Origin of the sequence: Lunatimonas sp., assembly GCF_020832325.1 — a bacterium.
GTDB lineage: Bacteria > Bacteroidota > Bacteroidia > Cytophagales > Cyclobacteriaceae > Lunatimonas.
Genome location: NZ_JAFIEU010000025.1, coordinates 33,453 through 59,291 on the forward strand (window position 1 = coordinate 33,453; position 25,839 = coordinate 59,291).

Genomic DNA, 25,839 nt, shown 5'->3' on the forward strand with positions numbered 1-25,839 from the left:
ATGAAGCCCAAAAAATCAAAACCGTCAATGCAATCTTCCCGCCGAGCGGCCATTCAGTCTGTTTTGGGATTGGCGGGCACAGGCCTGCTGTTGCCATTGTCCTCCTATGCCGAGGCACCAGCACCTACATCTGCCAAATTCGGTGAGGTAAGGATTACTCGTTTGGAAACCTTTCTCGTAAAGCCTCGATGGATTTTTCTAAAGATCCATACCGATGCGGGCGTAGTGGGTTTGGGCGAACCCCTGCTGGAAGGCAGAGCCCTGACGATCCAAACCGCCATTCAGGAGATAGAACCCTACCTCATTGGGAAAGATCCACGTCAGGTGGTCCACCATTGGCAGGCCATTTACCGGCATGCTTTCTACCGGGGAGGCCCCATACTGACCTCAGCACTTAGCGGTATCGATCAGGCACTTTGGGACATCAAAGGCAAACTTTTGGGTGTGCCGGTATACGAGCTTTTCGGGGGACCTACACGAGACCGTGTCCGTATTTACGGGCGCGCCAGCAATGCCGAAGACATGAAAAAGCGAAAGGCAGAAGGATATACCGTTATAAAAACGGGGGTGGCAAAACGACAGCCTGCAGGAATCGTAGAGAACCCGGCCTTTATCCGATATGCGGTAGATAACTTTGCCTCCCTGCGTGAGGCAGGAGGTCCTGAAATGGATATTGGGATAGATTTTCACGGAGCGATTTCCCCACAGACTGCCAAGCTACTGATCCGTGAACTGGAGCCATACCAGCCCATGTTTATCGAAGAGCCCTGCCAAGCGCAAAACGTAGATGTAATGGTCGATATTGCCCGTGGCACCCACTTGCCCATTGCCACTGGTGAGCGGATTTTTACCAAATGGGGGTTTCGGGAGATTCTGGAAAAGGGAGCTGCAAGTATTCTTCAGCCGGATATTTGCCATGCGGGCGGCCTCACCGAGTGCCGCCTGATCGCCGGTATGGCTGAAGCCTACTATGCAGCCATCGCCCCACACAATCCCATGGGACCGATTTCGCTGGCTTGCGGCCTGCACCTAGCAGCTAGTATTCCCAATTTTCTAGTACAAGAGCAGGTATCTCTAGGGGATGGGTATCTGAAGAGTCCCTTTAAGCTTCAGTCTGATGGCAGCGTGTTGATACCTCGGGGCCCGGGCTTGGGCGTAGAGCTGGATGAGGATGCCTTACAGGATAAAATCGGCCATGACTGGAAAAACCCGGAGACGTATCATCCCTTTGATGGCTCGGTGGTGGACTGGTAGCGCCTGTCCCTTTTTCGGTTCTCCGGTCTTGATGCACGAATAGCTATCTTTCCAAGTAATAACGTAAACCTAAAAATCCATTAGAATGAATACACCAAAACAAGCTACCCGCAGAAAGTTGCTGAAAGGCCTTGGACTGGGATCTATGGCCGGCATGCTGGGCCTATACCCTGGTCAGCAGGCCCATGCCAAAGAAGAAAGAGAAACACCCTCCTACCTGCGGGGATTGCCCCCGCTGAAGATTACCAACGTCAAGGCAATCGGCACTGCTCCCAGCGGATCGAATTTGATAGTGGTAAAGGTAGAGACCTCCGAACCGGGCCTATATGGGCTGGGATGTGCTACGTTCACACAGCGCGCCTTTGCAGTAATCACAGCGATTGAAAAGTACCTTCAGGAATTTTGTGTAGGCAAAGACGTAGATAATATCGAGGACATGTGGCAAGCGGCCTTTGTAAGTTCCTACTGGAGAAATGGACCCGTCTTGAACAACGCCATCAGCGGACTGGACCAAGCCCTTTGGGACATCAAGGGAAAACGTGCCAATATGCCGGTTTATCAACTGCTAGGGGGGAAATGCCGTTTTGCCATCCCGTGCTATACCCACGCAAGTGGAAGCACGCCCGAAGAAGCGGCAGACAACGTGACTAAGTTTATGGAGGAAGGCTACCGATACGTACGCATCCAGCAGGGAGGCTATGGGGGTACTGGCCTTACGCAGGAACCGGATTTCAAGAAAGCAGGCTTTGGTAGGGAGTCGGACCAGTATATGGATCAGGGCAAATACATCCGCTCGGTTCCCAAGTTGTTTGAGACCGTTCGAAAGCAATGTGGCGAGGAGGTTGAGCTCTTGCACGATATCCACGAAAGATTAGACCCCATAGATGCCATTCGCGTGGTCAAGAGTACGGAACCCTATCATCCTTTCTTTATCGAAGACCCGTTCTCTCCCGAGCAGATGGAATGGTTTAAGGAATTGCGAAATGCGACCTCTGTGCCGCTATCTATGGGTGAGTTGTTCAATAACATCAACGAATTCAAAGAACCCATGGTAAACCGTTTGTTCGATTATATACGTATCCACATTTCCCAAATCGGAGGTATTTCCCCTGCCATGAAGGTGGCCCGATTGGGAGAGTTTTATGGTATCAAAACCGCCTGGCACGGACCCGGAGATGTTTCTCCTGTTGGTCATGCTGCCAACGCGCACATAGACTTTGCTGTTTGGAATTTTGGTATTCAGGAGGCGGCACGGATATCGGATCTGTCGCGGGAGATTTTCCCAGGGTCGCCCACCATGAAGGACGGTTACATGTATGTGAATGAGGTGCCCGGTCTGGGGGTAGACATAGACGAAAAGCTAGCCGCCAAATACCCCATGCACACCCGCTCCAACTGGACAGTAAGGAAGTTTGACGGGACTATTATCCGGCCCTAGCGACAAATTTCCGAAAGCGAATCCCCCGAACACAATTAGTACGGGGGATTTTCTTTTTTAGTACAAATTTGAAGAGGGCGATTGGATTATAGGCAATCTAACCTGAACGGTGTTTGGAAATTGGCGGTAAACGTATTAGGCGGTCTATTCTTGTTTATTACCTTTTTGTTAATATATTTGTAGAACATTTTTTATTATATTAACGGCGATTGTTTGTGTATTAATTTGAAATTCACTTCCATGAAGATTTTCACCTATGTTTTTACTTTAGCAAGAATCCTCTTAGTTGGATTTCCAATATTTTCTTCGAATGCACAGTCAATCGCAATTAACGAAATAATGGCAGTCAATTCTTCTGTTATAGCGGATGAGGATGGGGACTATAGTGATTGGATAGAATTGTTTAATTATGGCTCTGAGGAAATAGACTTGACCGGATTCGGACTTTCGGATAATGCATCGTCACCCTTTAAATGGACGTTTCCGGCGACAATCGTTCAGCCAAAAAGCTACATGTTGGTTTGGGCATCCGGAAAGGATAAGATTCAACCAGGGGAGCCGCTCCACGCAGGTTTTAGCATAAACTCAGCAGGGGAAGATATTTTGTTGACCGATAGCCAGGGTCAGTTAATTGATTTGATTCCGGCCGTTGCAATTCCCGCTAACCTTTCCTATGGTCGACAACCAGATGGAACCGGGAATCTACAGTTTTTTACAGAGCCTACACCAAACGCTCCCAATGCATCGCAGGGGATCGGAGAACTATTGTCCCCACCTGTTTTTTCACATCCCTCCGGATACTATAATGAGCCCTTTACACTGACCATTTCATCCGAGGTGGCCGATGCTACCATTATCTACACAGTCGATGGTTCAGAGCCGGATATCGATAACCTCTCCGGCACATCCTACCAATATGTCAATCAGTATCCCCAAAATCCAGGACAAACGCTGGGGCCATTTTTGACTCAAACCTTTACTTCCCACACGTTTACTGGACCGTTGGAGATTGTGGATAGGACTTCCGAGCCAAATAAGCTTTCCGCGATCTCTACTACCTACAACAATTCCACTTGGTACCTACCCTCTTCGTTGAATAAAAAGGCAAATGTCGTTAGAGCGAAGGTATATAAGAATGGCTTTTCAAGTAAGACGGCTACCTTCACCTATTTTGTCTCGCAGACCAGCTCTTTTGATCACTCGTTGCCGGTAGTATCGATCAATTTAAATGAAGATGGGTTGTTTGATTATTACAAGGGAATTATGGTAGCTGGTGAGGATTTTGTAAAATGGAGGGAGCAGAACCCAACCTTAACTGCCCATGGAGGCAGACCAGCAAACTACGCCAGAGGTGGAGAGGAGACGGAACAACGGGCAAGTTTTCAGCTTTTCGTTGATAAAGATTTAGCACTTTATCAGAATATTGGATTGCGGCTCCATGGTGGATTTAGCAGGCAGCCTGCAAATAAATCGTTACGCTTATATGCAAGATCGGAATACGACGAAAAAAACACATTTGACTATCCAATATTTGAAAATTCGATCCATAATAGCTTCAAGAGATTGGTCCTGAGGAATTCTGGCAATGACCGAAATCTGACATTTTTTAGAGATGCTTTTATGCACGCTTCCGTAAGGCACCTGAGCTTTGATACCCATGATTATCGTCCAGCAGTTGTGTATATAAACGGGGAATATTGGGGTTTGGCTAACTTTCGGGAACGTTATGATAAGCATTACTTGGAAAGAGTTTATGGAATTGGGGAAGGAGATTTGGACCTCTTGGAAAACAATGCATTTGTCGAAGAAGGCGACAGCTCCCATTTTCTAGCCATGAGGGAGTATATTTCTTCCGCTGATTTGTCCATACAAGAGAACTACGACTATTTGAGTACGTTGATGGACATAGATAATTTTTTGGAATATAATGTGGCTCAGATTTACTTTAATAACGACGATTGGCCCCATAATAACGTAAGAATATTCCGAAAGCGAACCTCCCAATACATTCCAGAGGCACCTCCAGGGCAAGATGGAAGGTGGAGATGGTTAATGTACGACACAGATCACGGATTCGGATTGAACGGGGACTTTACATCGAACACCTTGCGACATGCAACGAACCCTGGAGGGGCAAATCCTTGGAGTACGTTAATCCTTAGAAGACTCTTGCTTTCAGAATCGTTCAAAATTGCATTTATCAATAAATTTGCTGATTTGATCAACACGGCTATGGTTCCCGAGAGGCTACATGCTATGATTGATGAAATGTCGTCTCGGATAGCGTCAGAGGTTCCTGCCCATAGGGTGAGGTGGAGTTCCTTGACCCAATGGGAGGAGAGCATTGAGGTCATGAAGGCGTTTGCAGTAAATAGGCCACAGCAGCAGGTAGGTCATTTGATGGAGTATTTTGATATTGCGGGCACGCACCAGGTTAATCTCGATGTTGCTAACCACGAAGAGGGCGTCATAAGGATTAACAACACTGTAATCGATTCGGAGACACCCGGTGTAAACGATGTCCCTTATCCTTGGTCAGGTACATATTTTGAGGGAATTCCCCTTTCCCTGACAGCAATTCCCAGACCTGGATTCCAGTTTAGTCATTGGTCGGGTGATATGGAAAGCATGGATTCAACCTTGTCGATTGCTCCTACCTCGACAGTAAGTCTAAAAGCACATTTTGTCCCCGAAGACACGATAGAAGATGACCATGAGGTACTGTATTTCTGGTTGATTGACAACAATGTACCCAATGACACCCCTTTGGAAAGTATTCAATCAACCTTTAGTCATTCTGATACGCCAGCTCTACTGCATTTTGAATCTGCTCTATCGGGATATCCTTTTGAAAACGGACATCCAAATTGGCGAAAATCATCCATGGAGAGAAGAAATTCACCAACTCCTGTAAACTATTATCCGGAAGCTAACCAGGACCAGCCTTTCGGGTCAGTTAGTATGCGTGGTATACAGGTAAAGCAAGCCTTTCGGACAGAAGATGGTGAAAATTTGCTCAATTTTACGGTTCCAACCACAGGATTTGACCGTATTAAGTTTTCTTTTGCTGCCGTGGATGAAGGCGCCGCGGACCATGTAGTTTTGGAGTATTGGGACAGCGTATCAGGGGCATTTAGTTCTGAGGGAATTACCAACGAAGGAACGAAGCTTCTTGACGTATATAAAAAGTTTGAGTTTGATCTTTCTGAGGTATCTGTGATTTCCAATAGCCCAAGCGCAGTCTTCCGAATCCGGTTTGAGGGGCCGGATATGCAGGCAGATGACGGTGCTAGAGTAACGTTCAATAATTTTGCGGTTACGGGAATTGCAATGGACCCGGATACTACTGAACCACCGTCGCCTATTCATACGGCCGTTTTCATTAATACAGGGAGTTCATCCTCGGCCATTTTTGACAATCAGGAGTTTCAGTCGGATTTCCAAATGGAGTATTTTGACTCGGGTTCTAAGGTTAATCAAAGCAGTTCTGCCAGCACACTCGAGTTGTTTCAAAGTCAAAGATTTGGGGAAAAGGTTGTTTATAGAATTCCTGTCCAAAACGGAACGTATACCGTCGCAACCTATCATAAAGAGACTGAAACGGTAGGTGGTGATGCGGTAGCACTAAGAGGAAGGCGAGTGTTTTCTATCGCAATACAAGGGTTTACCGTGAAAGAAGACTTGGACCTCTTCCTCGAAAACAACAACAAGGAAACTATATTGACATTTGAAGATATTCGGGTTGAAAACGGTCAAATCGAAATCAACCTTACTGCTTCCTCCGGTGATGTAACTATCTCAGGATTGGCTATTGTGCAAAAGGATTTGGAAACACACCTTCCAACTCTTTCACATCCTTCTTTTGGCTTTTCATATTTTGTAAATGCCGGGGGATCGCAAGTGGTTTACGAAAATAATCTTTTCGAGTCCGATTTGGGAAGTGGCTATTTCAGTGAATCCAAATCGTCCCGCTTTGATGATCCAGGAGTGCATGAGTTATTTAAAACGCATCGGTTTGGTATCCGGGTAAATTATGAAATACCGGTTCCTGATGGAACATACAGGGTATTTACTTTTCACAACGAACTAACCTATAGTAAACGAATTACAACCTCGGGTTTTCGTAGGCGCGTGTTTGACGTATTTATCCAGGGAGAAAAGGTGAAAGATCAGTTAGATATGTTTTCTGAGTCAGGCAACGGCCCGTTAGTTCTTCAATTCAATGACATAGAAGTATCGGGAGGAATGATTGATTTAGAATTCAGAGCGTCTATAGATAGCGCTTCGATTTCCGGCATTGGAATAGTCAAGCAAAGCGACAGTACCGTTGACCTCTTTGCAAGTATTCCTCCTAGGTCGATCAATGACCAACTAGGAGTTATTTTATCCAATGAAATAGTTTCGGCAGAGCAACACAAGGCATCGCAACTTTTTCCGAATCCAGCTTCTGAGGAAGCTGTTTTGAGAGTGAATAATAAGCAAAGCAAGTTTAGCGTTAACATATTCTCCATCAATGGTAACTTGGTAGACGTACTATTGCCAGAATGGGAAACCTCGGGGCTCAACGAATATGTTATTTCAGTGAAGGAATTGGGGCCGGGATATTACTTGGTTGTACTTATCTTCGAAAATGGAATAGTCGAAAGGCACAAATTGATGATACAGCGTTGACCAGCGATCTAGGTGAGGACTTTCCTGAGAAAACATCAATGGATAATGTCCTCAATATACAATTTGCATCTAGACTGACTCTGGGATCCTATAAACGTGTAGGCAGAGAATTGTTTGGAAATGCCTAACTCCAATTTACGGTATAGCTATTGGATTGTTTTTTACTATATTGTCCCAGGATATTTTTTTAGTTTTGCGCCATGTTGACACGCCCTTTTTCTTATTTAATAGGAATTCAGTACCTGGGACTCCGCTACCACGGGTGGCAGGTGCAGAAGGGGGTAAAGACCATTCAAGGTACGCTTGAGCGCGTCTTTCGGTATGTGCTGGGTCATGAAGACTTCACGATACTGGGTTCCAGCCGCACAGATAGCGGTGTTTCTTGCCTACAGGGTGCCTTTGTCATATACCTCAGGGAAGCAGCTGATTGGGATGAGCTACTCAAGTATTCCAATGAACACCTACCGGCAGACATACGCCTGCTGTATGTGAAGGCAGTGGACCGGAGTTTCAATGTGATTCAACATGTTGCCAAAAAACGCTACGGCTATTACTTTTCTTTGGGGGAGAAACCCCACCCCTTCCAAAGTGGGGCGTTGGCCTATGCCGGAAGGGGCTTGGATATCGCCCTCATGCGAGAGGCTGCAGCGCTATTCGTTGGGCGCCACGATTTTCGTCGTTTTTGTACCCATGGCAAGCAATTGGATGATTTTGTGCGGGAGATTTATGTTTCCGAACTCTTGCCCTTGGACGGGAAAGTTGCCTTTTGGCCCAGGGAAGATGCCTATGTCTTTCGGGTGGACGGCAATGGTTTTTTGATGCATCAGGTACGAAGGATGGTAGCAGCCTTGTTTATGGTAGGGCGTGGGGAGTTGAGTGTGCAGTCTCTGGCGGCAGCATTCGTTGATCCTACGCCCAGCCCTGTAAGTCCAAAAGCTGCCCCACAAGGCCTAGTGCTCGAGGAAGTTTTTTTTAACGGAATTTAACCTGTATTTGGCTTGGGTTTTGCGTTAGCATTCCTAATCGTTAAACAAATAGAAAATGAAAAAGCTCCTATTGACCGCCCTGCTTGTTGGGGGTGTATTTTTGGGTTATGCCCAACAGATTTTGGTAGAAGGAAAAAGTGAGTTGAAGGCCTTGCCTGATGAGGCGGTGCTGCTGCTTACACTTACGGAGACTGCCATGACAACTTCTGACGTGACCAATGCCCTTAACAAGAAATCTAAAGCAGTGAGTGATGCGTTAAAGAAGTCAGGTGCTAAGGATTATACCTTTACAGCAGACAACTATTATGTAAATGTGAATCGTATCTACACCAAAGGCACTTCCAAAGACAGCGGCTACGTAGCGTCCCAGCAATTACGGGTGGTGGTAACGGATACTGGAGATCACTTGGTAAAGGCCATGGAGGCTGTGCAACAGGCGGTAGATCTTAGCTTTCAGCTTCAGTTTCGTGTGTCAGAGGACAAACGCAAAGGATACGAAACGGAATTGCTGAAGTTGGCGTTGGAAGACGCCAAGCGGCAGGCGCAGGTAATTGCGGAGACCATGGGTATCACTGAGTTCAGGGTGCATCAGGTGGACTATACCTCTGGTACTACTTTTCCGCCTGTTCTGTACCGGGCAGAGGCCATGATGATGAAGATGGCAGATGATCGGGTAGGGCCTACGTTGCAGGCGGAAGAACAGACTATTTCGGACAATGTCCGCGTAACCTTTCGTTTTGAGACACCTTGATCGTAGAAACTAGTTGAGGATTTGGCATTGGGGCAAAAAAAATAGCGAGTCTATTCAGACTCGCTATTTTCGTTTGCTACTAAAACTTCAATGGTATCTCCTGAGTCACTCAGAAAATGGTACTCCGTCACCGGTAGGGAAGAGTCTTTGATCAATTGAACCCATTTGAAATATTTAAAAAACCATTTTACCCGCTTGGAAATGATCCCTTGGGTAAAGTAGGCATGCAAATAAGGATGCAGGCCGATTTTTATTTTTGAGGTGTTTTGGTTTACGGCGATGTGATCCAGGTCTTTTTCCAATTTATCCGCCACTAAAATGGAAGCTTGTATTTTTCCTGTTCCGTTGCAAGAGGGACAGGTTTCTTTGGTGATAATATTCATTTCCGGTCTAACCCGCTGCCGAGTGATCTGCATGAGACCAAACTTTGTAAGTGGCAAGACGGTATTTTTTGACCGATCACCTTTCATTTCCTCTTTCATGGCATCGAAGATTGCGCGCTTGTTGTCGGCTTTCTTCATATCGATAAAATCGATAACGATGATTCCGCCCATATCTCGTAGGCGCAGTTGCCTCGCGATTTCCTTCGCAGCCACCAAATTGGTCTTTAATGCTGTGTTTTCCTGATCACTTTCCTGATTGGATTTGTTTCCGCTGTTTACGTCTACCACGTGCAGGGCTTCGGTATGCTCGATGATGAGATACCCACCTTGCGGTAGACTGACGGCCTGTCCAAAGAGGCTTTTAATCTGTTTTTCAATACCAAAACTTTCAAAGAGCTTGGCTTTTCCGTTGTAAAGCCGAACAATTTTTTCTTTCTCTGGGGCAATGGATCGGATATAGGCTTTTATTTGCTCGTATACCTCTTCCTCTTCTACTGTGATTGCATCAAATGATTCGTTGAGCAGGTCCCTGATGATGGAGGACGCCATGCCCATTTCTCCTATTACCTTGTCTCTGGTTTTGGCCTTGACGAGTTTCTTCATCCCTTCTTCCCATGTCTGCACCAGATTTCTCAGATCTTTGTCGAGTTCGGTTACAGACTGCCCTTCTGCCACTGTTCGGATGATTACTCCAAAGTTGGCGGGTTTGATGGAAGTGATAAGACGGGAAAGCCGTTTACGTTCGTCGGCGCTTCGGATTTTTTTCGAAACGCTTACCGCATCGGTAAAGGGGACCAATACCAGAAATCTTCCGGCTAAGGAGAGCTCACAGGATAGTCGGGGGCCTTTTGTAGAAATAGGCTCTTTCACCACCTGAACCAAGACTTGGTTATTCTTCGATAACACTTGGGAAATCTTCCCTAGTTTATCGATCTCAGGTGCTTTCTCAAAGCCCTTTAGGTTTTGGCCGGAGTATCCATTATTTTTGATCTGCTTTATAAGCTTGCTTAGGCTGTTGATGTTCGGACCTAAATCCTGATAATGCAGGAAAGCATCCTTTTCATAACCTACGTCTATAAAGGCTGCATTCAGCCCATTGACAATCTTTTTGACCGATCCTAAATAAATGTCTCCAACTTTAAACTTGCTGTCCTCCTCTTCAACGTGGAGTTCCACCAAGCTTTTATTCCTTAAAAGGGCTATTCGACTACCGTTTTGAGAAGAATCAATTACTAATTCCGTGCTCAAATCGTGTCTCCTTTGTTTAAAATGTTAAAGAACTTGTTTTTGTTTAATTCAAAAAAGAAGAAGCGTATCACTTCTTCTTGTGTCTGTTTTTCCTAAGTCTCTTCTTTCGCTTGTGTGTAGCGATTTTATGTCTCTTTCTTTTTTTACCACAAGGCATAATCTAACTATTTATGGGTTAACAATACTTTAAATTACATTCGTTCTAAGTAGTTGGAAACGGCTGCCAATATTTGCTCGTCATCTGTGAGTTCCTTCACCGCCTCCAGTTGCCTGCGCGCTTTGTTTTTTTGATCGGACTCGAAATAACTCACGCCCAAGTAAAACTGGCCCTGCACATTTCCAGGATGATGTTTTACCAAATCCTCAAAACGCTCGGCCGCCCGCTTATACTGACCGGACTGCATGGACAGAATGCCCATATTGTAGAGCGCTGATTCATTCGTAGGGTCCTGCTCCAAAATATCCCTCAGCATGGTTATTCCCTGCATGGGATTAGAAGTGGACACGTAGGTCATCGCGACCTTTGTTTTCAGATCCAGCCTTTCCGGATTTGATTCCAATACCTTATTCAGGTATAGCCGGGTCTTTCCTGCCAAAGCGGTCGTTTTCGCTTCATCCATGGCAAACGTGAAAGCCTCGTAATAGGCGCTTCCCGCTTTTTCCATTTTCTCTACCGTGGGTACATTGTCGGCAGCTAACCCGTAAAAGTAAGCCGCACTGTCCAATTTTCCGCGGTCCGCATAGATGGATGCAGTGGAATCCGCGAATATAGCGAATTTTTCCTTATCTTCCTCTATTTCCATTTCCCCCTTCAGCTTTTCAATCAATGACTGGGCCTCAGGGGTAAGGGAGGAGTTGTGCTGATTGTCGAAACTAAATGAATTTCCCAGATCAGCTTCCTCGTCCACCACGCCTTCGTTTTGGTTGTCTACCACTACCATGGGAAGGGAATACAACACGACGATCAGTACGATGCCGAACAATAGGAAAATGATCTGGGATTTTTTCATGGGCTCAATTGGAAATTACCGTCCACTTAGTCCTGTGGAGCCAGTTCTTTTACCTTCTTGCTGTTCTTGATCTTATCAATAAACGTCTTGGAAGGTTTAAAGGCAGGAACATAATGTTCATCAATAACAATAGCAGTGTTTTTGGAGATATTCCTAGCGATTTTCTTGGCTCTCTTCTTATTGATAAAGCTGCCAAATCCTCTGACATAAATGTTCTCTCCCTCTGCCATGGAGTCCTTTACTACTTTGAAGAATGCCTCAACGGTCTGAGTAACGTCGTCCTTCTGAATACCGGTTTTCTCCGAAATCTTTGTGATTACCTCTGCTTTAGTCACTGTTTTTAAAATTTATGTTTGCTTTAAACCAGGCATAATTGCCTATTAACCAACTAATTTTGGGAGTGCAAATTTACACCTTCCAAATCAATTAAAAAATATATTGCTCAAAATTAGTTTGTTTTGTCTTTTATTAGGGCATTCATCAAAAACCGAAAATTTTGAATATCAGTCTCTTTACGAATCAACTGTTGAAGTGGTATCCGGATAACCGACGGGACCTGCCATGGCGAAAAACCAAAGAGCCGTATTTCATTTGGCTATCCGAAATCATTCTTCAGCAGACCCGTGTAGCCCAGGGGTTGCCATATTTTGAGGTTTTTACGCAGCGTTTCCCCACCGTTCAGGATCTGGCGGCTGCCCCGGAGGAAGAGGTGCTCCGCTGCTGGCAGGGTCTGGGATACTACAGCCGCGCCCGCAACCTGCATGCCTGCGCCAAAGAGATAGTCAGTCAGCGTGGGGGGAGATTCCCTGAGACCTACCGGGAGCTTCTCCAGCTGAAAGGCGTAGGGCCCTACACGGCTGCGGCTATCGCCTCTTTTGCATTTCAGGAACCGGTGGCGGTGGTAGATGGGAATGTCTACCGGGTCCTGGCAAGGTACTTTGGCATAGCTGCCGATATCAGCAGCGGTCCCGGCAAGCGGGAATTTGATAGGCTGGCAAACGAACTCATTCCCCGACAGACACCGGATATCTACAATCAGGCGATTATGGAGTTTGGCGCCTTGCAGTGTACTCCTCAAAAGCCAGACTGTCACTCCTGTCCCCTGGTCGGCGCTTGCTATGCCTTCCGACACGAAGAAGTAAAAGAACTGCCTGTAAAGCTGGGCCGTACGAAAGTAAGTAACAGGTACCTCCATTACTATCATATTACCTGCGGTGAAAAAACCGTTGTTAATAGGCGCAGAGGGAACGATATATGGAAAGGCCTCGTTGACTTTCCCCATGAGCAACCGGAATTGGACAGACGCCCCGATCCCGATCAAAGCGTATTGCTGGAGGAAATAAAATCCCTAAAGCCGATCGTGGCCTTTTTGGATGTACCTCCTTTCAAGCACCTTTTGAGCCATCAGAAGATAAAGGCGGATTTTGTACGCGTACGTGTTTCAGTCGAAAAGGAGACGGAATTGGCCAAGTGGGCTGAGCAGTATGGGTATAGCCTGGTAGGCCCCGCTAAATTGGAAGAAATGGGAAAACCAAAACTGATCCTAAGGTATTTGACTGAACAGAAATAATTTGATAAATTTAAACGGGAAATTTTTATTCAACCGTTAAACCAACAAAAAAATGGCTGGAGTAAACAAAGTAATTTTAGTAGGCAACCTGGGAAAAGATCCCGAGGTGAGACATTTGGAAAGCGGGAGTGTGGTGGCAAATCTGACATTGGCCACTACTGAAACCTACAAGGACCGAAATGGAAATCGAGTGGAAAACACCGAATGGCACGACTTGGAGCTATGGGAAGGGCAAGCAAAAATAGCGGAGCAGTACCTACGCAAAGGAAGTCAGATTTATGTAGAAGGAAAAATCAAAACAGATACCTGGCAGGATGAGCAGGGAAACAACCGGAAAAAGGTTAGAATCCGTGTGCAGAGTTTTACCATGCTTGGATCTAGAGCTGCCGGGGGCGAAAGTGATTCCGGGGGAGCGCCGTCTTCAGGCATGGAGCGAAAGCCGGTCCCTGCTGCGCCTGACACCAGTATGGATGAAGAAATGGACGACTTGCCCTTTTAACAGAAGTGTCCTGGCAGTGAGGTGAGTTATCGATAGATAGGAGACAGGAAAAACGCATTAGGAATCCTTTCCAACGGGTTGGCCTGTCTCTACTTCCAATATTATTGCCTAATTTTACGTAAAAAGAACCTTTAATGGACGACCCTTACCCGAGTTTGTTATCCCTGGTGGAATTTCAGGCAGTATCTACCGGCTATTTGCTCAGCAATTTGGTTTTGTTTGTAGTGCTGTTGGTTTGTTCAGCGCTGGTTTCCGGCTCCGAAGTCGCTTTTTTTTCCTTAGACCACAAAAACCTCAGAGACCTTGAAGAGGAGAATTCTCCCGCTTCCCGTCAAGTATTGAAAATGGTACGCGAACCGCAGCTACTTTTAAGCACCATCTTGATCCTCAATAACCTGATCAATATCAGCATCGTAACTCTGACGACTTTTCTGACTTGGTCCCTTTTTGGAGCCGATGCAAAGGGTGTGCTCATCATCATTTTTCAGACGGTAGGTGTCACGTTTCTGATTGTTTTTGTCGGAGAGATAGTACCTAAAGTCTATGCAAATAACGCCAGACTAGCTTTTTCTAAGTCCATGGTGGGGTATATTCGGTTTTTTTCAACCATTTTGTTCCCTTTCTCTAAATTGCTGATGGCTATTAGCAACGTCATCGAAAAACGGATAGAAGTAAAGGGATATGCCCTTTCGGTAAACGAGTTGCACCAAGCCTTGGAGATTACCGCAGACGATTCCAGCATCGGGGAAAAGGATATCCTGAAAGGGATCTTTAATTTTGGAACACTGTCGGTAAAACAGGTGATGCGCTCCAGGATGGATATCACGGCGGTAGATGTAGAAATGGATTTTCATGAGTTGATGGATAAGATCAACAAAAGTGGTTATTCACGCATCCCGGTGTACGAAGAAACGATCGACCACATCAAGGGAATTCTCTATATCAAGGATGTCCTAGGCTATATTGATCAGGACGAACATTTTGAATGGCAGAAGTTGATCCGTAAGGGGCTCTTCGTGCCGGAGTATAAAAAGGTAGACTCCTTGCTGGCAGATTTCAAGGGCAAAAGAGTCCACATGGCAATCGTGGTGGACGAGTATGGTGGAACTTCGGGCCTGGTTACCTTAGAGGATTTGATCGAGGAGATTATCGGGGAGATAAATGATGAGTTTGACGATATTGAAGATATCAACTATAAGAAGCTGGATGAATACACTTACGTGTTTGAGGGGAAAGTATCCCTAAACGATTTTTGCAAGAAATTGGACTTGGATATACAGCTTTTTGACGAGGTAAAAGGAGACAGCGAATCCTTGGGCGGGCTATTATTGGAGTTAAACGCCAACTTTCCGAAGAACGGTACCAAGATCAGGTACCGGAATTTTGAGTTTTTGGTTTTGGCGGTAGATACGCGCAAAATTAAGAAGGTAAAAGTGACCATTGATCCTCAAGGAGAAACCAACGCCAATCATTCCTAAATCAGTCTCTTGTGAATGCTTTATGCATCGGGGGGTTAGCGTAATCCAAGGGGATAAAAATTATTTTTTCTGAATTTTTTTCATATATTTAAAGTTCGGGAATTTCATGGATCTCTCTGGGAAATTTGGAACAAATTCACAGAAAGTCGGTTTTAAAATTAACCGTATTTTTCATTTTAATCATAAAAAACCCAAAAATTGGTTAGATTTTTAACCTGATTACCAATTCCGATTATCATAATTTTTTCGGTTGATATCGGTTATTCTTTCATTTTTGTGTTACCTTTAATGCCTAGATTTTAAAAAAAGAAAAATTTATTGTAAATTATTCAAGTTGATTGGAGACCTGTTTATAAAAATAAAAATATAATGATTCAAGGATTATATCGTTCGCATTTTGAACACGACTCTTGTGGTATAGGTGGCGTTGTTAACGTGAAAGGCTTGAAAAGTCACGAAACGATAAGCGATGCGCTGCTCATGCTGAGTAATATGGAGCATAGAGGAGGTAGAGGAAGTGATCCTAAAACCGGAGACGGTGCCGGTATACTCATTCAATTGCCTCATTCCTTCTTGAAGGAAGTTACCCACCGGCTTGGTTTTTCCCTGCCGGAGGAGGGCAGTTATGGGGTTGGGATGGTCTTTTTCCCCCGAAACAGGCAGCTGTATAAGAAATCAAAGGAGCATTTCAATAAGATAATCAACGACCTTAATTTTGAGCTGATCGGATACCGAGAAGTACCCACGGATGAAACCGTGCCCGGTTCGGGTGCCTTGGAGGTGATGCCTAACATCGAGCAGGTGTTCGTACGCCACAGGGATGGTCTAGTGGATCTTGACTTGGAACGGAAGCTCTATGTGCTGCGCAACTACGCCACACGAGAGATTAACCTGGGTATTCCAGGAGTAAATGATGCCTTTTATATTGCTAGCTTCAGTAGTAGAACGCTCATCTATAAAGGACAACTCCGCACGGATCAAGTGCTGCCCTTTTATAAAGACCTACAGAATAACAAGCTGACCTCAGCAATCGCAGTGGTTCACTCTCGTTTTTCTACCAATACGTTTCCCAATTGGCGTTTAGCACAGCCTTTTCGCTACCTGTCGCATAACGGGGAGATCAATACCATTCGAGGCAACCTCAACAAGATGCGCTCCAAGGAGACCTTGATGAAGTCGGTACATTTTTCCGATGAGGAGCTGCAGATGCTGATGCCGATCACCAATGCTAAAAACTCCGATTCAGCCAACTTGGATGCGATGGTGGAATTGCTTGCCTTGAGTGGCAGAAGCTTGCCCCATGTGATGATGATGCTGGTGCCGGAAGCTTGGCAGGACAACGAAACAATGGACCGAAGCCGCAAGGCATTCTATAAGTTTCACGCGTCACTTATGGAACCTTGGGATGGTCCAGCAGCATTGTTGTTTACCGATGGCAAGTCATTGGGCGCTACTTTGGACCGAAATGGTCTTCGCCCACTACGCTATTTTATTACCTCAGACGATCGACTTATCCTCTCTTCGGAAGCGGGGGCCCTGCCCATCAGAGAGTCTACCATCACCAAGAAAGGAAGGGTTAGTCCGGGAAGAATGCTCCTGGCGGATACAGAAAAAGGTAAGGTTTCCTTTGACGAGGAAGTCAAAAAAGAAGTGTGTGAAAACAAACCATACGAAGGCTGGATCAGAAAGCAGCGTCTTAAATTGCGGCTTATTCCTGCTCCGAAAGAGCTGAATTTTCCTTACACCACAGAACATATCAAAAAGCGTCAAACCATCTTTGGGTATACCTCTGAGGACCTAAAGGTGATTTTAGCCCCGATGGGCGATACAGGCTACGAGGCTGTTGGGTCTATGGGTGCCGATACCCCGTTGGCAGTGCTGTCAAAACAAAGTCAGCACATATCCAATTATTTCAAGCAACTGTTTGCCCAAGTAAGTAACCCACCGATCGATCCCATTCGTGAGCGCTTGGTGATGTCCCTGTTTACCCGTATAGGCGAAAGCCACAATATACTAGACGAAAGCCCCAAACATACCAAGCAAATACATATCTCCCAGCCCGTGTTGCTGAACGAAGATTTGGAGAAACTTCGTAACTTGGAGGAGAAGGGGTACCATGCCCATACACTTCAGGCACACTTCGTCGCGGATGGAAAGCCTGGCAGGCTTTTGGAAGCACTGGATAAAATTTGCAACGAAGCTGAAGAGGCGATCAAAAACGGAAAGAATATCCTGATCATTTCGGACCGTGAATGCTGTACGGACACTGCTCCAATTCCTTCTTTGCTGGCTGTGGGGGCCGTGCACCATCACCTGGTAAACCAGAAGATCAGAACAAAGGCAGGCATCGTAGCAGAGGCGGGAGATATTCGAGAGACCCACCATTTTGCCACAGTCATCGGTTACGGTGCGAGTGCGATCAACCCATACCTGGCCCTCGAATCCCTAGTGGCCATGAACGAGGAAGAGCTGCTTTCCAAAAAGCTGCCTCAGAAGAAATTGTTCGAAAACTACAAAACAGCCATTGGTAAAGGGTTGCTCAAGGTGCTTTCCAAGATGGGAATCAGCACCCTACAATCGTATCAAAGCGCCCAGATATTTGAAGCAATCGGACTTGGTCCCGAGGTAATCCAACGATGTTTCAAAGGAACGGTAAGCCGAATAAGCGGTATTTCCTTTGACGAGTTGGCGGAAGAAGTGCTCCTAAGACACCGTGCGGCATACAAGACCGATAGTCCCATACTGGAAACAGGCGGGGTGTATCAGTGGAAGCGCCGCGGAGAGAAGCACCTCTTCAATCCAGAGACCATACACTTGTTGCAAAAGTCTACCCGCAACAACGATTACCAACTCTACAAGAAGTTTGCCGAGAAGATCAACAACCAAACCCGTGATGCGCTGACGTTACGCGGATTGTTTGAGTTTAAAAAGCGTATATCGGTGCCTTTGGATGAGGTGGAACCTGCTGAGAAAATCATGAAGCGGTTTGCCACCGGTGCCATGTCCTTTGGTTCCATTTCGCACGAGGCGCATAGCACCTTGGCGATCGCCATGAACCGAATAGGGGCCAAAAGTAACAGCGGCGAGGGTGGAGAAGATGAAATTCGTTTTGAAGTGAAAGAAAACGGTGACTGGGAACGGTCTGCTATCAAGCAGGTTGCTTCTGGTAGGTTTGGAGTTACCAGCAACTACCTGACCAACGCCGCCGAACTACAGATAAAAATGGCCCAAGGCGCTAAGCCGGGCGAAGGTGGTCAGCTTCCAGGCCACAAGGTAGATGATTGGATAGGTAGGGTAAGACACTCTACTCCAGGTGTGGGGTTGATATCGCCCCCTCCCCATCACGACATATACTCCATCGAGGATCTGGCACAGTTGATCTATGATTTGAAAAATGCCAACCGAAAGGCACGTATCAACGTGAAGTTGGTGTCCCAGGCAGGTGTGGGTACCGTGGCAGCGGGTGTTGCCAAGGCTCAGTCTGACGTGATCCTGATCTCCGGAGCGGATGGCGGTACAGGGGCCTCGCCATTAAGTTCCATACGCCACGCAGGTCTGCCTTGGGAACTCGGACTCTCCGAGGCCCATCAGACCTTGGTAAAAAATAACCTAAGAAGCCGAGTGGTGCTGCAGACCGATGGTCAGCTACGAACCGGAAGGGATATCGCCATCGCTACCCTGCTAGGGGCAGAAGAGTGGGGAATCTCCACAGGCGCGCTGGTGGTAGAGGGCTGTATCATGATGCGTAAGTGTCACCTGAATACTTGTCCCGTAGGTATTGCTACCCAGAACCCAGAGCTGAGAAAGTTGTTTACGGGCCGTCCGGAGGACGTGGTGAACTTTTTCCGATTCCTAGCAGAGGACCTACGGGAAATCATGTCATCCTTGGGCTTCCGGACTATCGACGAGATGGTGGGACAGAGCGATGTGCTCAAGGCTACCGGTTACCTGAATCACTGGAAATGGGATAAGCTGGATCTTAGCCCCATTTTCCACAAAGTGGAGGTGCCAGACCATGTGGGTATCTACAAGCAAATCGATCAAGATTTTAAGTTGAAGCGTGTATTGGATAGGAAATTGATCAAGGAGGCGCTACCTGCCTTGGAGCAAGCCAATCCCGTTACCGGAAAATTTGAAATCAAGAATGTGGATCGTACGGTAGGTGCCATGCTATCCAATGAGGTTTCCAAGATCTTTGGCAGTGTAGGTTTACCGGAAGATACCATCAAATACAAATTTATGGGGTCTGCCGGACAAACTTTCGGAGGCTTCTTGGCCAAGGGTATTTCCTTTGAACTGGAAGGGGAAGCTAACGACTATTTTGGCAAGGGACTTTCCGGTGGTAAGTTGATCGTATACCCCAGCCGAAACGCACAGTTCGTAGCAGAGGAAAACATCATTATAGGAAACGTCGCTTTTTACGGAGCTACTTCCGGACAGGCATTCATTCGGGGCAAAGCAGGTGAGCGTTTCTGCGTACGGAATTCGGGCGTGGAAGCAGTGGTAGAAGGTATCGGAGACCACGGTTGCGAGTACATGACCGGTGGTATGGCGCTGATCTTAGGGGAAATAGGCCGTAACTTTGCCGCTGGTATGAGCGGAGGTTTGGCGTATATCTTTAAAGAGAATATGGAGAATATCAACCAAGAAATGGTGGATCTGGATCCCCTGAACGAAGATGACTTTGCCACGATCAAGCAAGCGCTGAAGAGCCACCAGCAGTTTACCGCTAGCCAGGTTGCGGATCAGCTATTGGAAAACTGGGATGAGACCAAGGAACGGTTTATCAAGGTGATTCCAAGAGACTACAAAGAAGTATTGAGAAAAAGAGCGTTAGAACAATCAAAAACATTAGTGTAATATGGCGGATAAAGAAGGTTTCTTGAAATACAAGAGGGAATTGCCTAAGTCCCGGCCACCTCAAGATCGCGTAAACGACTACAAAGAAATATACCAGCCACTGGATCCCAAAACGTTAAACCAGCAGGCTGCCAGGTGCATGGACTGTGGTATTCCATTTTGCCACAATGGCTGTCCTCTAGGCAATGTGATCCCAGAGTTTAATGATGCGGTATACCACAACGAGTGGGAGGAGGCGTACCATATCCTCAAAAGTACGAACAACTTTCCGGAGTTTACCGGCAGGATCTGTCCGGCGCCCTGTGAGGCAAGCTGTGTGCTAGGGATCAATAAAGATCCGGTAGCCATCGAGCTGATCGAGAAGAATATAGCGGAAAAGGCCTACGAATTGGGCATTGCAAAGCCCCGTATTCCGGAAGAGAGATCCGGTAAGAAGGTGGCCGTGATAGGCTCTGGCCCGGCGGGTTTGGCCGCTGCGGATCAACTAAATCAAGCAGGTCATGAGGTGACCGTCTTCGAAAAAGACAAGGAAGTAGGTGGCCTGCTGCGTTATGGTATCCCGGATTTTAAGCTTGAGAAGTGGGTGATCGACCGCAGGGTAGACATCATGAATGAGGAAGGCGTTATCTTTAGCAAAGACACCGAGGTAGGTTTCAATATCAAAGCCGATAACATTCTTGCCAACTATGACGCAGTAGTGTTAGCTACGGGTGCTCAAATGCCAAGGGACCTACCGATCGAAGGCAGAGACGCCAAAGGAGTCTATTTTGCGATGGAATTCCTTGGACGTCAAAACCAGGTGATCGCTGGTGAGATACCCGAAAATCCGATCAATGCCAAGGGGAAACACGTCATCGTAATTGGTGGAGGTGATACGGGTTCCGATTGTATCGGTACATCCAACCGACACGGTGCTGCTTCCATTACCCAATTGGAGCTGTTGCCCAAGCCACCTTCCGCCAGAACGGAGCTAAATCCATGGCCGGAGTGGCCCATGACCATCCGTACATCCAGTTCGCATGAGGAGGGGGCTGAAAGATACTGGTCGGTACTTACCAAAGAATTTACCAAAAACGACCAGGGTGAGGTGACCGGCCTCAAGATCGTTGAGATCGAGTGGAAAGAGGAAAATGGTAGGATGAAGTTCGTGGAAATCCCCGGGACCGAAGAGATCCTACCCTGTGATTTGGCATTTTTGGCCATTGGGTACTTGGGACCTAAAACCGGACTATTGGAAGCCTTTGAAGTGGATCTTCAGGATAACTCCTTACCCAAATCGAATAAATATAAGAGTAATGTGCCTGGAGTTTACCTGGCGGGAGATATGCGCAGGGGCCAGTCTTTGGTCGTGTGGGCTATTGCGGAGGGCAGAGAATGTGCCGTGGAGGTGGATAAATTCCTAAACGGGGGTGTATCTTCTCTTCCTAGACGAGATCAATCGTTCTTTTCGTACGAGAGCGATGCGGAGATGTCCGTTTGATCCTCGTATAGATATCAAAGCAAGAGAGAGGCTGCCCGAAGAGGGCAGCCTTTTTTAATGCCTTCATTTTCACTACACATTGGCCTTGCTAAAGGGGGGTGGGTGCACGGACCTCCGGTAGGAGGCACCTGCTAGCCGCCGTTCTGTATTGGTTTTTAGGTAGCTAATAGGTATTGAAATGAAAAAGCTAGTTGGGTAAAGGCGGATTTTTGCTATCTTTAGAAGCACTCGGTACTCGGTACATAGGGCAGCTAACCGCAAGCGGTTGCGGTTAGCCAGTAGTTAGGCACAATTATAACAGACAGGAATGACTAAAGCACAAATTATTCAGATTGTAGTAGAAGTTATACTTTTTTTAGTTGCTTCATACTTCCTATTTTACAAAGCGTGGCTTGCTGAACTTGGAAAAGAAATTGCGAAATTATCGACAGCTGAAGAATTAACACGTCTTACTGAGAACGTAAAAAAGGACTTTCAAGAAAAAATTGAGCTATATAAAAGTAAATTGAGTGAAGAACTAACTTTGAAAATTGAACCTATAAAATCTGAACTTGCAAAAGCCAATATAACACATCAAATTCAATTTGGTTTTCTGCATCAAGAACGGGCAAAAGTTATTCTTGAATTGTATAAAAAACTTGTTGAATTGAATTCGGCTATGGTTGATTGGACAAACTTCATGCACCCAGTAATTGAAGACGGTGAGAAAGAAAGTCAAGAAAGAACTAAAAGAGCAAATTTAGCTTTGCATGATTTCAGGAATTTTTATCTATTGAATAAACTATTTTTTCCAAAGTCACTTTGCGCTTACATTGAAGATGTGTTTAAGGAATATTGGGACAAAGGATGGGATTTTGGCTATAGGCAAGAAAGACTTAGGAGTGGACAGCTAACTGATGATTATTATAAAGAATATTTAGAAGATATGTCCAGAATTTCAAAAGAATTAAAGACTAATTTGCCTCAAAAAATAGACGAACTTGAGACGAAATTCAGAAAATTACTGAATGTTGAAGAAGAATAACCCACAACCATGAAGTTTTACCTTACCATATTATTTTTATCCTTTTCACAGCTGACAATTGGTCAACAAGTGGACAGAGGAATTTTTGATGCAACTCTTGGTACAGAAAAAGCACACACATATTCGATGCTTGAAGGGTCATTTGAGCAGTTTTTAATTTTAAATTATCCGAACGAAAAATCAATATCCAAGAAGATAAAGAGTTACCTAATGGATATTCAAGACCAAAATTTTAATTGGACTTTTGATAGTAATCTAAGTTCAATAACTCTTCAACAATTGGAATCCTCAGGTTTACGGAAGGATATTATGCTTTATAAAAATGAAACATACAAAGAAAAATTTCCATTTGAGTACTACATAAAAGAAAAAAAAACAAGTACAGAAGAAAGTGAAGAAGTTGAAATAAATGAAGATTTTGAAGACATTATTGAAATTCCACTGATCAGTATAAAGGAAGAAAAAAGGTTAAGAAAGGAAGGAATTAAGCGTCAAAAGATTCGAGACAAATTTCCTCAACCGAATAAAGATGGACTATTTTATTATGCTCTAGCAAAAGCTAATAAAGAAAATGAAGATATTTTAGCCTATGTTTCAGGTATCACCAGATATGAAAATAGACCAAGCCCATCATTGATAGCTTACGGTTTTATAGAAAATTTAACAGAAGAAGAATTCATTGAGTGGGAAAATAAGCTCTTAGTAATTGTTGAAATTTATTTAAGTAGTTTGATACATAATGATATAATGAAAAAATAACATGTGCCTAACAGCACCTAAGAAAACATGGGGCGGTCAGTGGAGTTCGAAAGGTTTGTTCCTCGAAATAACATTATCTAAGGCCAACGCACAAAATGCCCCCCTGGAGGAAAACAACACACAACATGTCACTTCCATCAAAGCGGGGCCAACCGCGCCTTGGCAACTTTGTGGATTTTAAGTACCTTCATTGCATCACAAAGATTTCCGCCATAAATTCCGCTCAGATGGAAGCGACATACCGTTATAGGCAATATCTCCAGACCGCATAATAATGAATCACTTATTAATTATCCTCACTTTTTTCTTAACTGCTTTTGGCTGTGCATCAACCAAGAAATTATCAACTCCGCTGGATTTCAACACTGAAAATGGATTGAACAACATCATGAGGGGAACAGCCGAAGAAACAATTCTTCGAACACTTGGCAACCCTGAATTTATTGATAGAGAGTGGGAACAGTCTGAAAACCTGAAATACTTTAATTATTACAGTAAAGGCGTCCAAATTTCGGTCAAGGACAACAAAGCTCTTTGTGTGTTTCTCTTTTACAAGTCGAAGAGATTCAAAAAGTACTCTGGATCGAACAACATTTCACAATATATCCAAACAATAGATGGAGTCAAGTCAACTTTTGGCGAACCAGATTACTTTTCTCAATCAACTAAAAAAGAATACGGTGAATTTCCAGGACAAGAGGAGACTTACATTTCGTACGAACAATCTGGAATTTCTTTCACTTTCTGGAACGGTGAACTTGGTGATATCAGATTCATTAAAGAGATAGGCTTATGAATGTGTATCTCGATTTGAACATTTTTGACCGAATAGAAAAAAAGGACAAACTAAGCGAAATAGAAAAAGAGCTTTACAGTGAATTGTATAATTTAATAACTGAAGGAAAGATTGCTGTACCATATTCAAATGCCCATCTCAATGATTTATTTCGCGGATTCCAAAAGAATCCAAACTATATTGAAGGTCATATAGAGAACATTGAAAGGCTTACCAGAAATTTATGTATCTGCCAATATTGGGGGAGGAAAGAAATAACTTGGCATTTTCGAGAGATACGAGAGTTCTTCAATGAAAAACAAAGTGAATGGGAATTTGAAGCATCTTCTTTTCTAGATTTAATTAATTTTGAAGATTTTGGTGACCTCAATCCATTGGAGATGTTCAAATTAATTCCTCTACCCATTGAATGGAAACTAGCATATAGCCAAGACCCTATGTTCGGGATCATGTATCCAAAATCAAGAACTGAGAATAATTACCTTGCTCTGATGGAAGATATTTATGATTTTCAGTCCAAGTTGAAATCAGATTACAGCTTGTATAAAACATTTAAGGCTTATTTAATACGAAGTATGAGCAAGCTCCAAAGCAACAAGGAAATGTTAAAAACGATCCAGTCAAACTTTAAGGATTTGCCTAAGCATTTAGACATTTTCGAAATTTCAAATTTATATGAGCCAAAATCAAGTGAAAACCCAATTTATCAGAAGGTGGTTGAGACTTTCTACAAGTATGATCTAAAAGGGTATAAGTCCGATGGAAATTTCAACAATATGTTTGATGACTCTCTCCATACTTTTTATGCGGCTCATTGTGAATTCTTTATAACTAACGATGATCGATGCAAATACAAAGCTGAAAAAACATATGAAAGACTGGGGTTAGAGACAGTTGTAATAAAGGCCGACCAATTGGATATACTAAAGAAAAGCCTATAACATTCAGTATGAAATCATGGCGCGTCAGTGCCAGACGATACTTTTGTACTTTCTGGAGAGTCCGCCAAATCTGCGATTTGGCCGATGTGTCGAACAAAATTTGGTTGGCCAAATCACTGATTTGGCTATCTTGCACTTGAAACTAAAACGCTATTAAACCGCCACGATTCATACTGTGGCGCTATGGTGCATTTTAAAAAGATGACCGTGAAACAACTAACATTCATTTTGATCTTTATTGTTTCGACAATTTGTTCAGATTATGTATGTGGACAAGCTAGTCCTTTTGAGAAACATAAAAAGTACGATGAAAAAGGTAATTTAATTAAATACGTTGGATTAACGCCTGATAGTGAAATTGCAGAAATATACTATAGTGAATATGACTCGCTAAATAGGGTAATCAAAAGCTATAAAACAGATGCAAAAGCTACAATGAAAGAATGGATAAATACTTATGAGTATAATGACAAAAATCAATTGATAAGAAGGAATTGGTATCCAAGTGAAAAAATGCTCCTTTATCACTATGAGACCTATAAATATGATAATTGAATTAGGCATCTAATAAATAAACTCTTTATAGGGGTATGGAGGCTTTCCCAGCATCCTGACGATTAAATTCTCAAATATCCCTTCCTTCATCTTTTGTCGGTTGAACCGGTAGGTATATTCGTTTATATAGGGTTGC

At 44.6% G+C, this 25,839-nt stretch carries 18 protein-coding genes and 1 pseudogene; 15 read left to right on the plus strand and 4 right to left on the minus strand.

What is annotated here, in order from left to right:
- Positions 1-27 precede the first annotated feature (27 nt).
- The 5 genes from dgoD (at position 28) to JJU34_RS09610 (ending at position 9,100) form a co-directional block, all read left to right on the plus strand.
- Entirely contained in the window at positions 28-1,254 is a 1,227-nt protein-coding gene (gene dgoD / locus JJU34_RS09590; RefSeq protein WP_228692138.1) for a galactonate dehydratase, read from the plus strand.
- 85 nt (positions 1,255-1,339) lie between these two features.
- Complete coding sequence (locus tag JJU34_RS09595) at positions 1,340-2,692, plus strand: enolase C-terminal domain-like protein (RefSeq protein ID WP_228692139.1); 1,353 nt, start codon at positions 1,340-1,342, stop codon at positions 2,690-2,692.
- Positions 2,693-2,932: 240 nt separating this feature from the next.
- A complete protein-coding gene (locus JJU34_RS09600) occupies positions 2,933-7,363 on the plus strand; it encodes a CotH kinase family protein (RefSeq protein ID WP_228692140.1) in 4,431 nt (1,476 codons plus the stop codon).
- 200 nt (positions 7,364-7,563) lie between these two features.
- A complete protein-coding gene (gene truA / locus JJU34_RS09605; protein ID WP_228692141.1) occupies positions 7,564-8,349 on the plus strand; it encodes a tRNA pseudouridine(38-40) synthase TruA in 786 nt (261 codons plus the stop codon).
- A 55-nt stretch (positions 8,350-8,404) separates the two neighbouring features.
- Positions 8,405-9,100, plus strand: coding sequence for an SIMPL domain-containing protein (locus tag JJU34_RS09610; protein WP_228692142.1), 696 nt, complete (start codon positions 8,405-8,407; stop codon positions 9,098-9,100).
- A gap of 50 nt (positions 9,101-9,150) precedes the next feature.
- On the opposite strand, the gene JJU34_RS09615 is transcribed toward JJU34_RS09610, so the two are convergent.
- The 3 genes from JJU34_RS09615 to JJU34_RS09625 all read right to left on the minus strand — a co-directional run bounded on the left by JJU34_RS09615 (position 9,151) and on the right by JJU34_RS09625 (position 12,076).
- Positions 9,151-10,731, minus strand: coding sequence for an Rne/Rng family ribonuclease (locus tag JJU34_RS09615; RefSeq protein WP_228692143.1), 1,581 nt, complete (start codon positions 10,729-10,731; stop codon positions 9,151-9,153).
- Positions 10,732-10,922: 191 nt separating this feature from the next.
- Positions 10,923-11,741 (minus strand): tetratricopeptide repeat protein, encoded by an 819-nt coding sequence (locus tag JJU34_RS09620; protein ID WP_228692144.1) that lies wholly within the window; start codon positions 11,739-11,741, stop codon positions 10,923-10,925.
- Positions 11,742-11,767: 26 nt separating this feature from the next.
- Positions 11,768-12,076, minus strand: coding sequence for an HU family DNA-binding protein (locus tag JJU34_RS09625; protein WP_035807102.1), 309 nt, complete (start codon positions 12,074-12,076; stop codon positions 11,768-11,770).
- Positions 12,077-12,237: 161 nt separating this feature from the next.
- Between JJU34_RS09625 and mutY the strand changes: the two genes are divergently transcribed.
- The 10 genes from mutY (at position 12,238) to JJU34_RS09675 (ending at position 25,703) form a co-directional block, all read left to right on the plus strand.
- The gene (mutY, locus tag JJU34_RS09630; RefSeq protein ID WP_228692145.1) at positions 12,238-13,311 is read left to right on the plus strand and encodes an A/G-specific adenine glycosylase; all 1,074 of its coding nucleotides are present in this window, start codon (positions 12,238-12,240) and stop codon (positions 13,309-13,311) included.
- 52 nt (positions 13,312-13,363) lie between these two features.
- Positions 13,364-13,810, plus strand: coding sequence for a single-stranded DNA-binding protein (locus tag JJU34_RS09635; RefSeq protein ID WP_228692146.1), 447 nt, complete (start codon positions 13,364-13,366; stop codon positions 13,808-13,810).
- A 134-nt stretch (positions 13,811-13,944) separates the two neighbouring features.
- Positions 13,945-15,288, plus strand: coding sequence for a gliding motility-associated protein GldE (gene gldE, locus JJU34_RS09640; RefSeq protein WP_228692147.1), 1,344 nt, complete (start codon positions 13,945-13,947; stop codon positions 15,286-15,288).
- Between the two features lie 369 nt (positions 15,289-15,657).
- A complete protein-coding gene (gene gltB, locus JJU34_RS09645; RefSeq protein WP_228692148.1) occupies positions 15,658-20,148 on the plus strand; it encodes a glutamate synthase large subunit in 4,491 nt (1,496 codons plus the stop codon).
- A 1-nt stretch (position 20,149) separates the two neighbouring features.
- Positions 20,150-21,628 (plus strand): glutamate synthase subunit beta, encoded by a 1,479-nt coding sequence (locus JJU34_RS09650; RefSeq protein WP_228692149.1) that lies wholly within the window; start codon positions 20,150-20,152, stop codon positions 21,626-21,628.
- A gap of 307 nt (positions 21,629-21,935) precedes the next feature.
- A complete protein-coding gene (locus tag JJU34_RS09655) occupies positions 21,936-22,652 on the plus strand; it encodes a hypothetical protein (protein WP_228692150.1) in 717 nt (238 codons plus the stop codon).
- Between the two features lie 9 nt (positions 22,653-22,661).
- Positions 22,662-23,411 carry a hypothetical protein gene (locus JJU34_RS09660; protein WP_228692151.1) on the plus strand — a complete coding sequence of 250 codons (750 nt, stop codon included), beginning with the start codon at positions 22,662-22,664 and terminating at the stop codon, positions 23,409-23,411.
- Positions 23,412-23,685: 274 nt separating this feature from the next.
- A complete protein-coding gene (locus tag JJU34_RS09665) occupies positions 23,686-24,207 on the plus strand; it encodes a hypothetical protein (protein ID WP_228692152.1) in 522 nt (173 codons plus the stop codon).
- Positions 24,204-25,148 (plus strand): hypothetical protein, encoded by a 945-nt coding sequence (locus tag JJU34_RS09670; protein ID WP_228692153.1) that lies wholly within the window; start codon positions 24,204-24,206, stop codon positions 25,146-25,148. Before JJU34_RS09665 ends, JJU34_RS09670 begins: the two co-directional genes overlap by 4 nt.
- A gap of 207 nt (positions 25,149-25,355) precedes the next feature.
- Entirely contained in the window at positions 25,356-25,703 is a 348-nt protein-coding gene (locus JJU34_RS09675) for a hypothetical protein (RefSeq protein WP_228692154.1), read from the plus strand.
- A gap of 9 nt (positions 25,704-25,712) precedes the next feature.
- Here the strand turns inward: JJU34_RS09675 and JJU34_RS09680 are convergent.
- Positions 25,713-25,839 (minus strand): annotated as a pseudogene (locus JJU34_RS09680) (IS1595 family transposase); the annotation flags it as partial.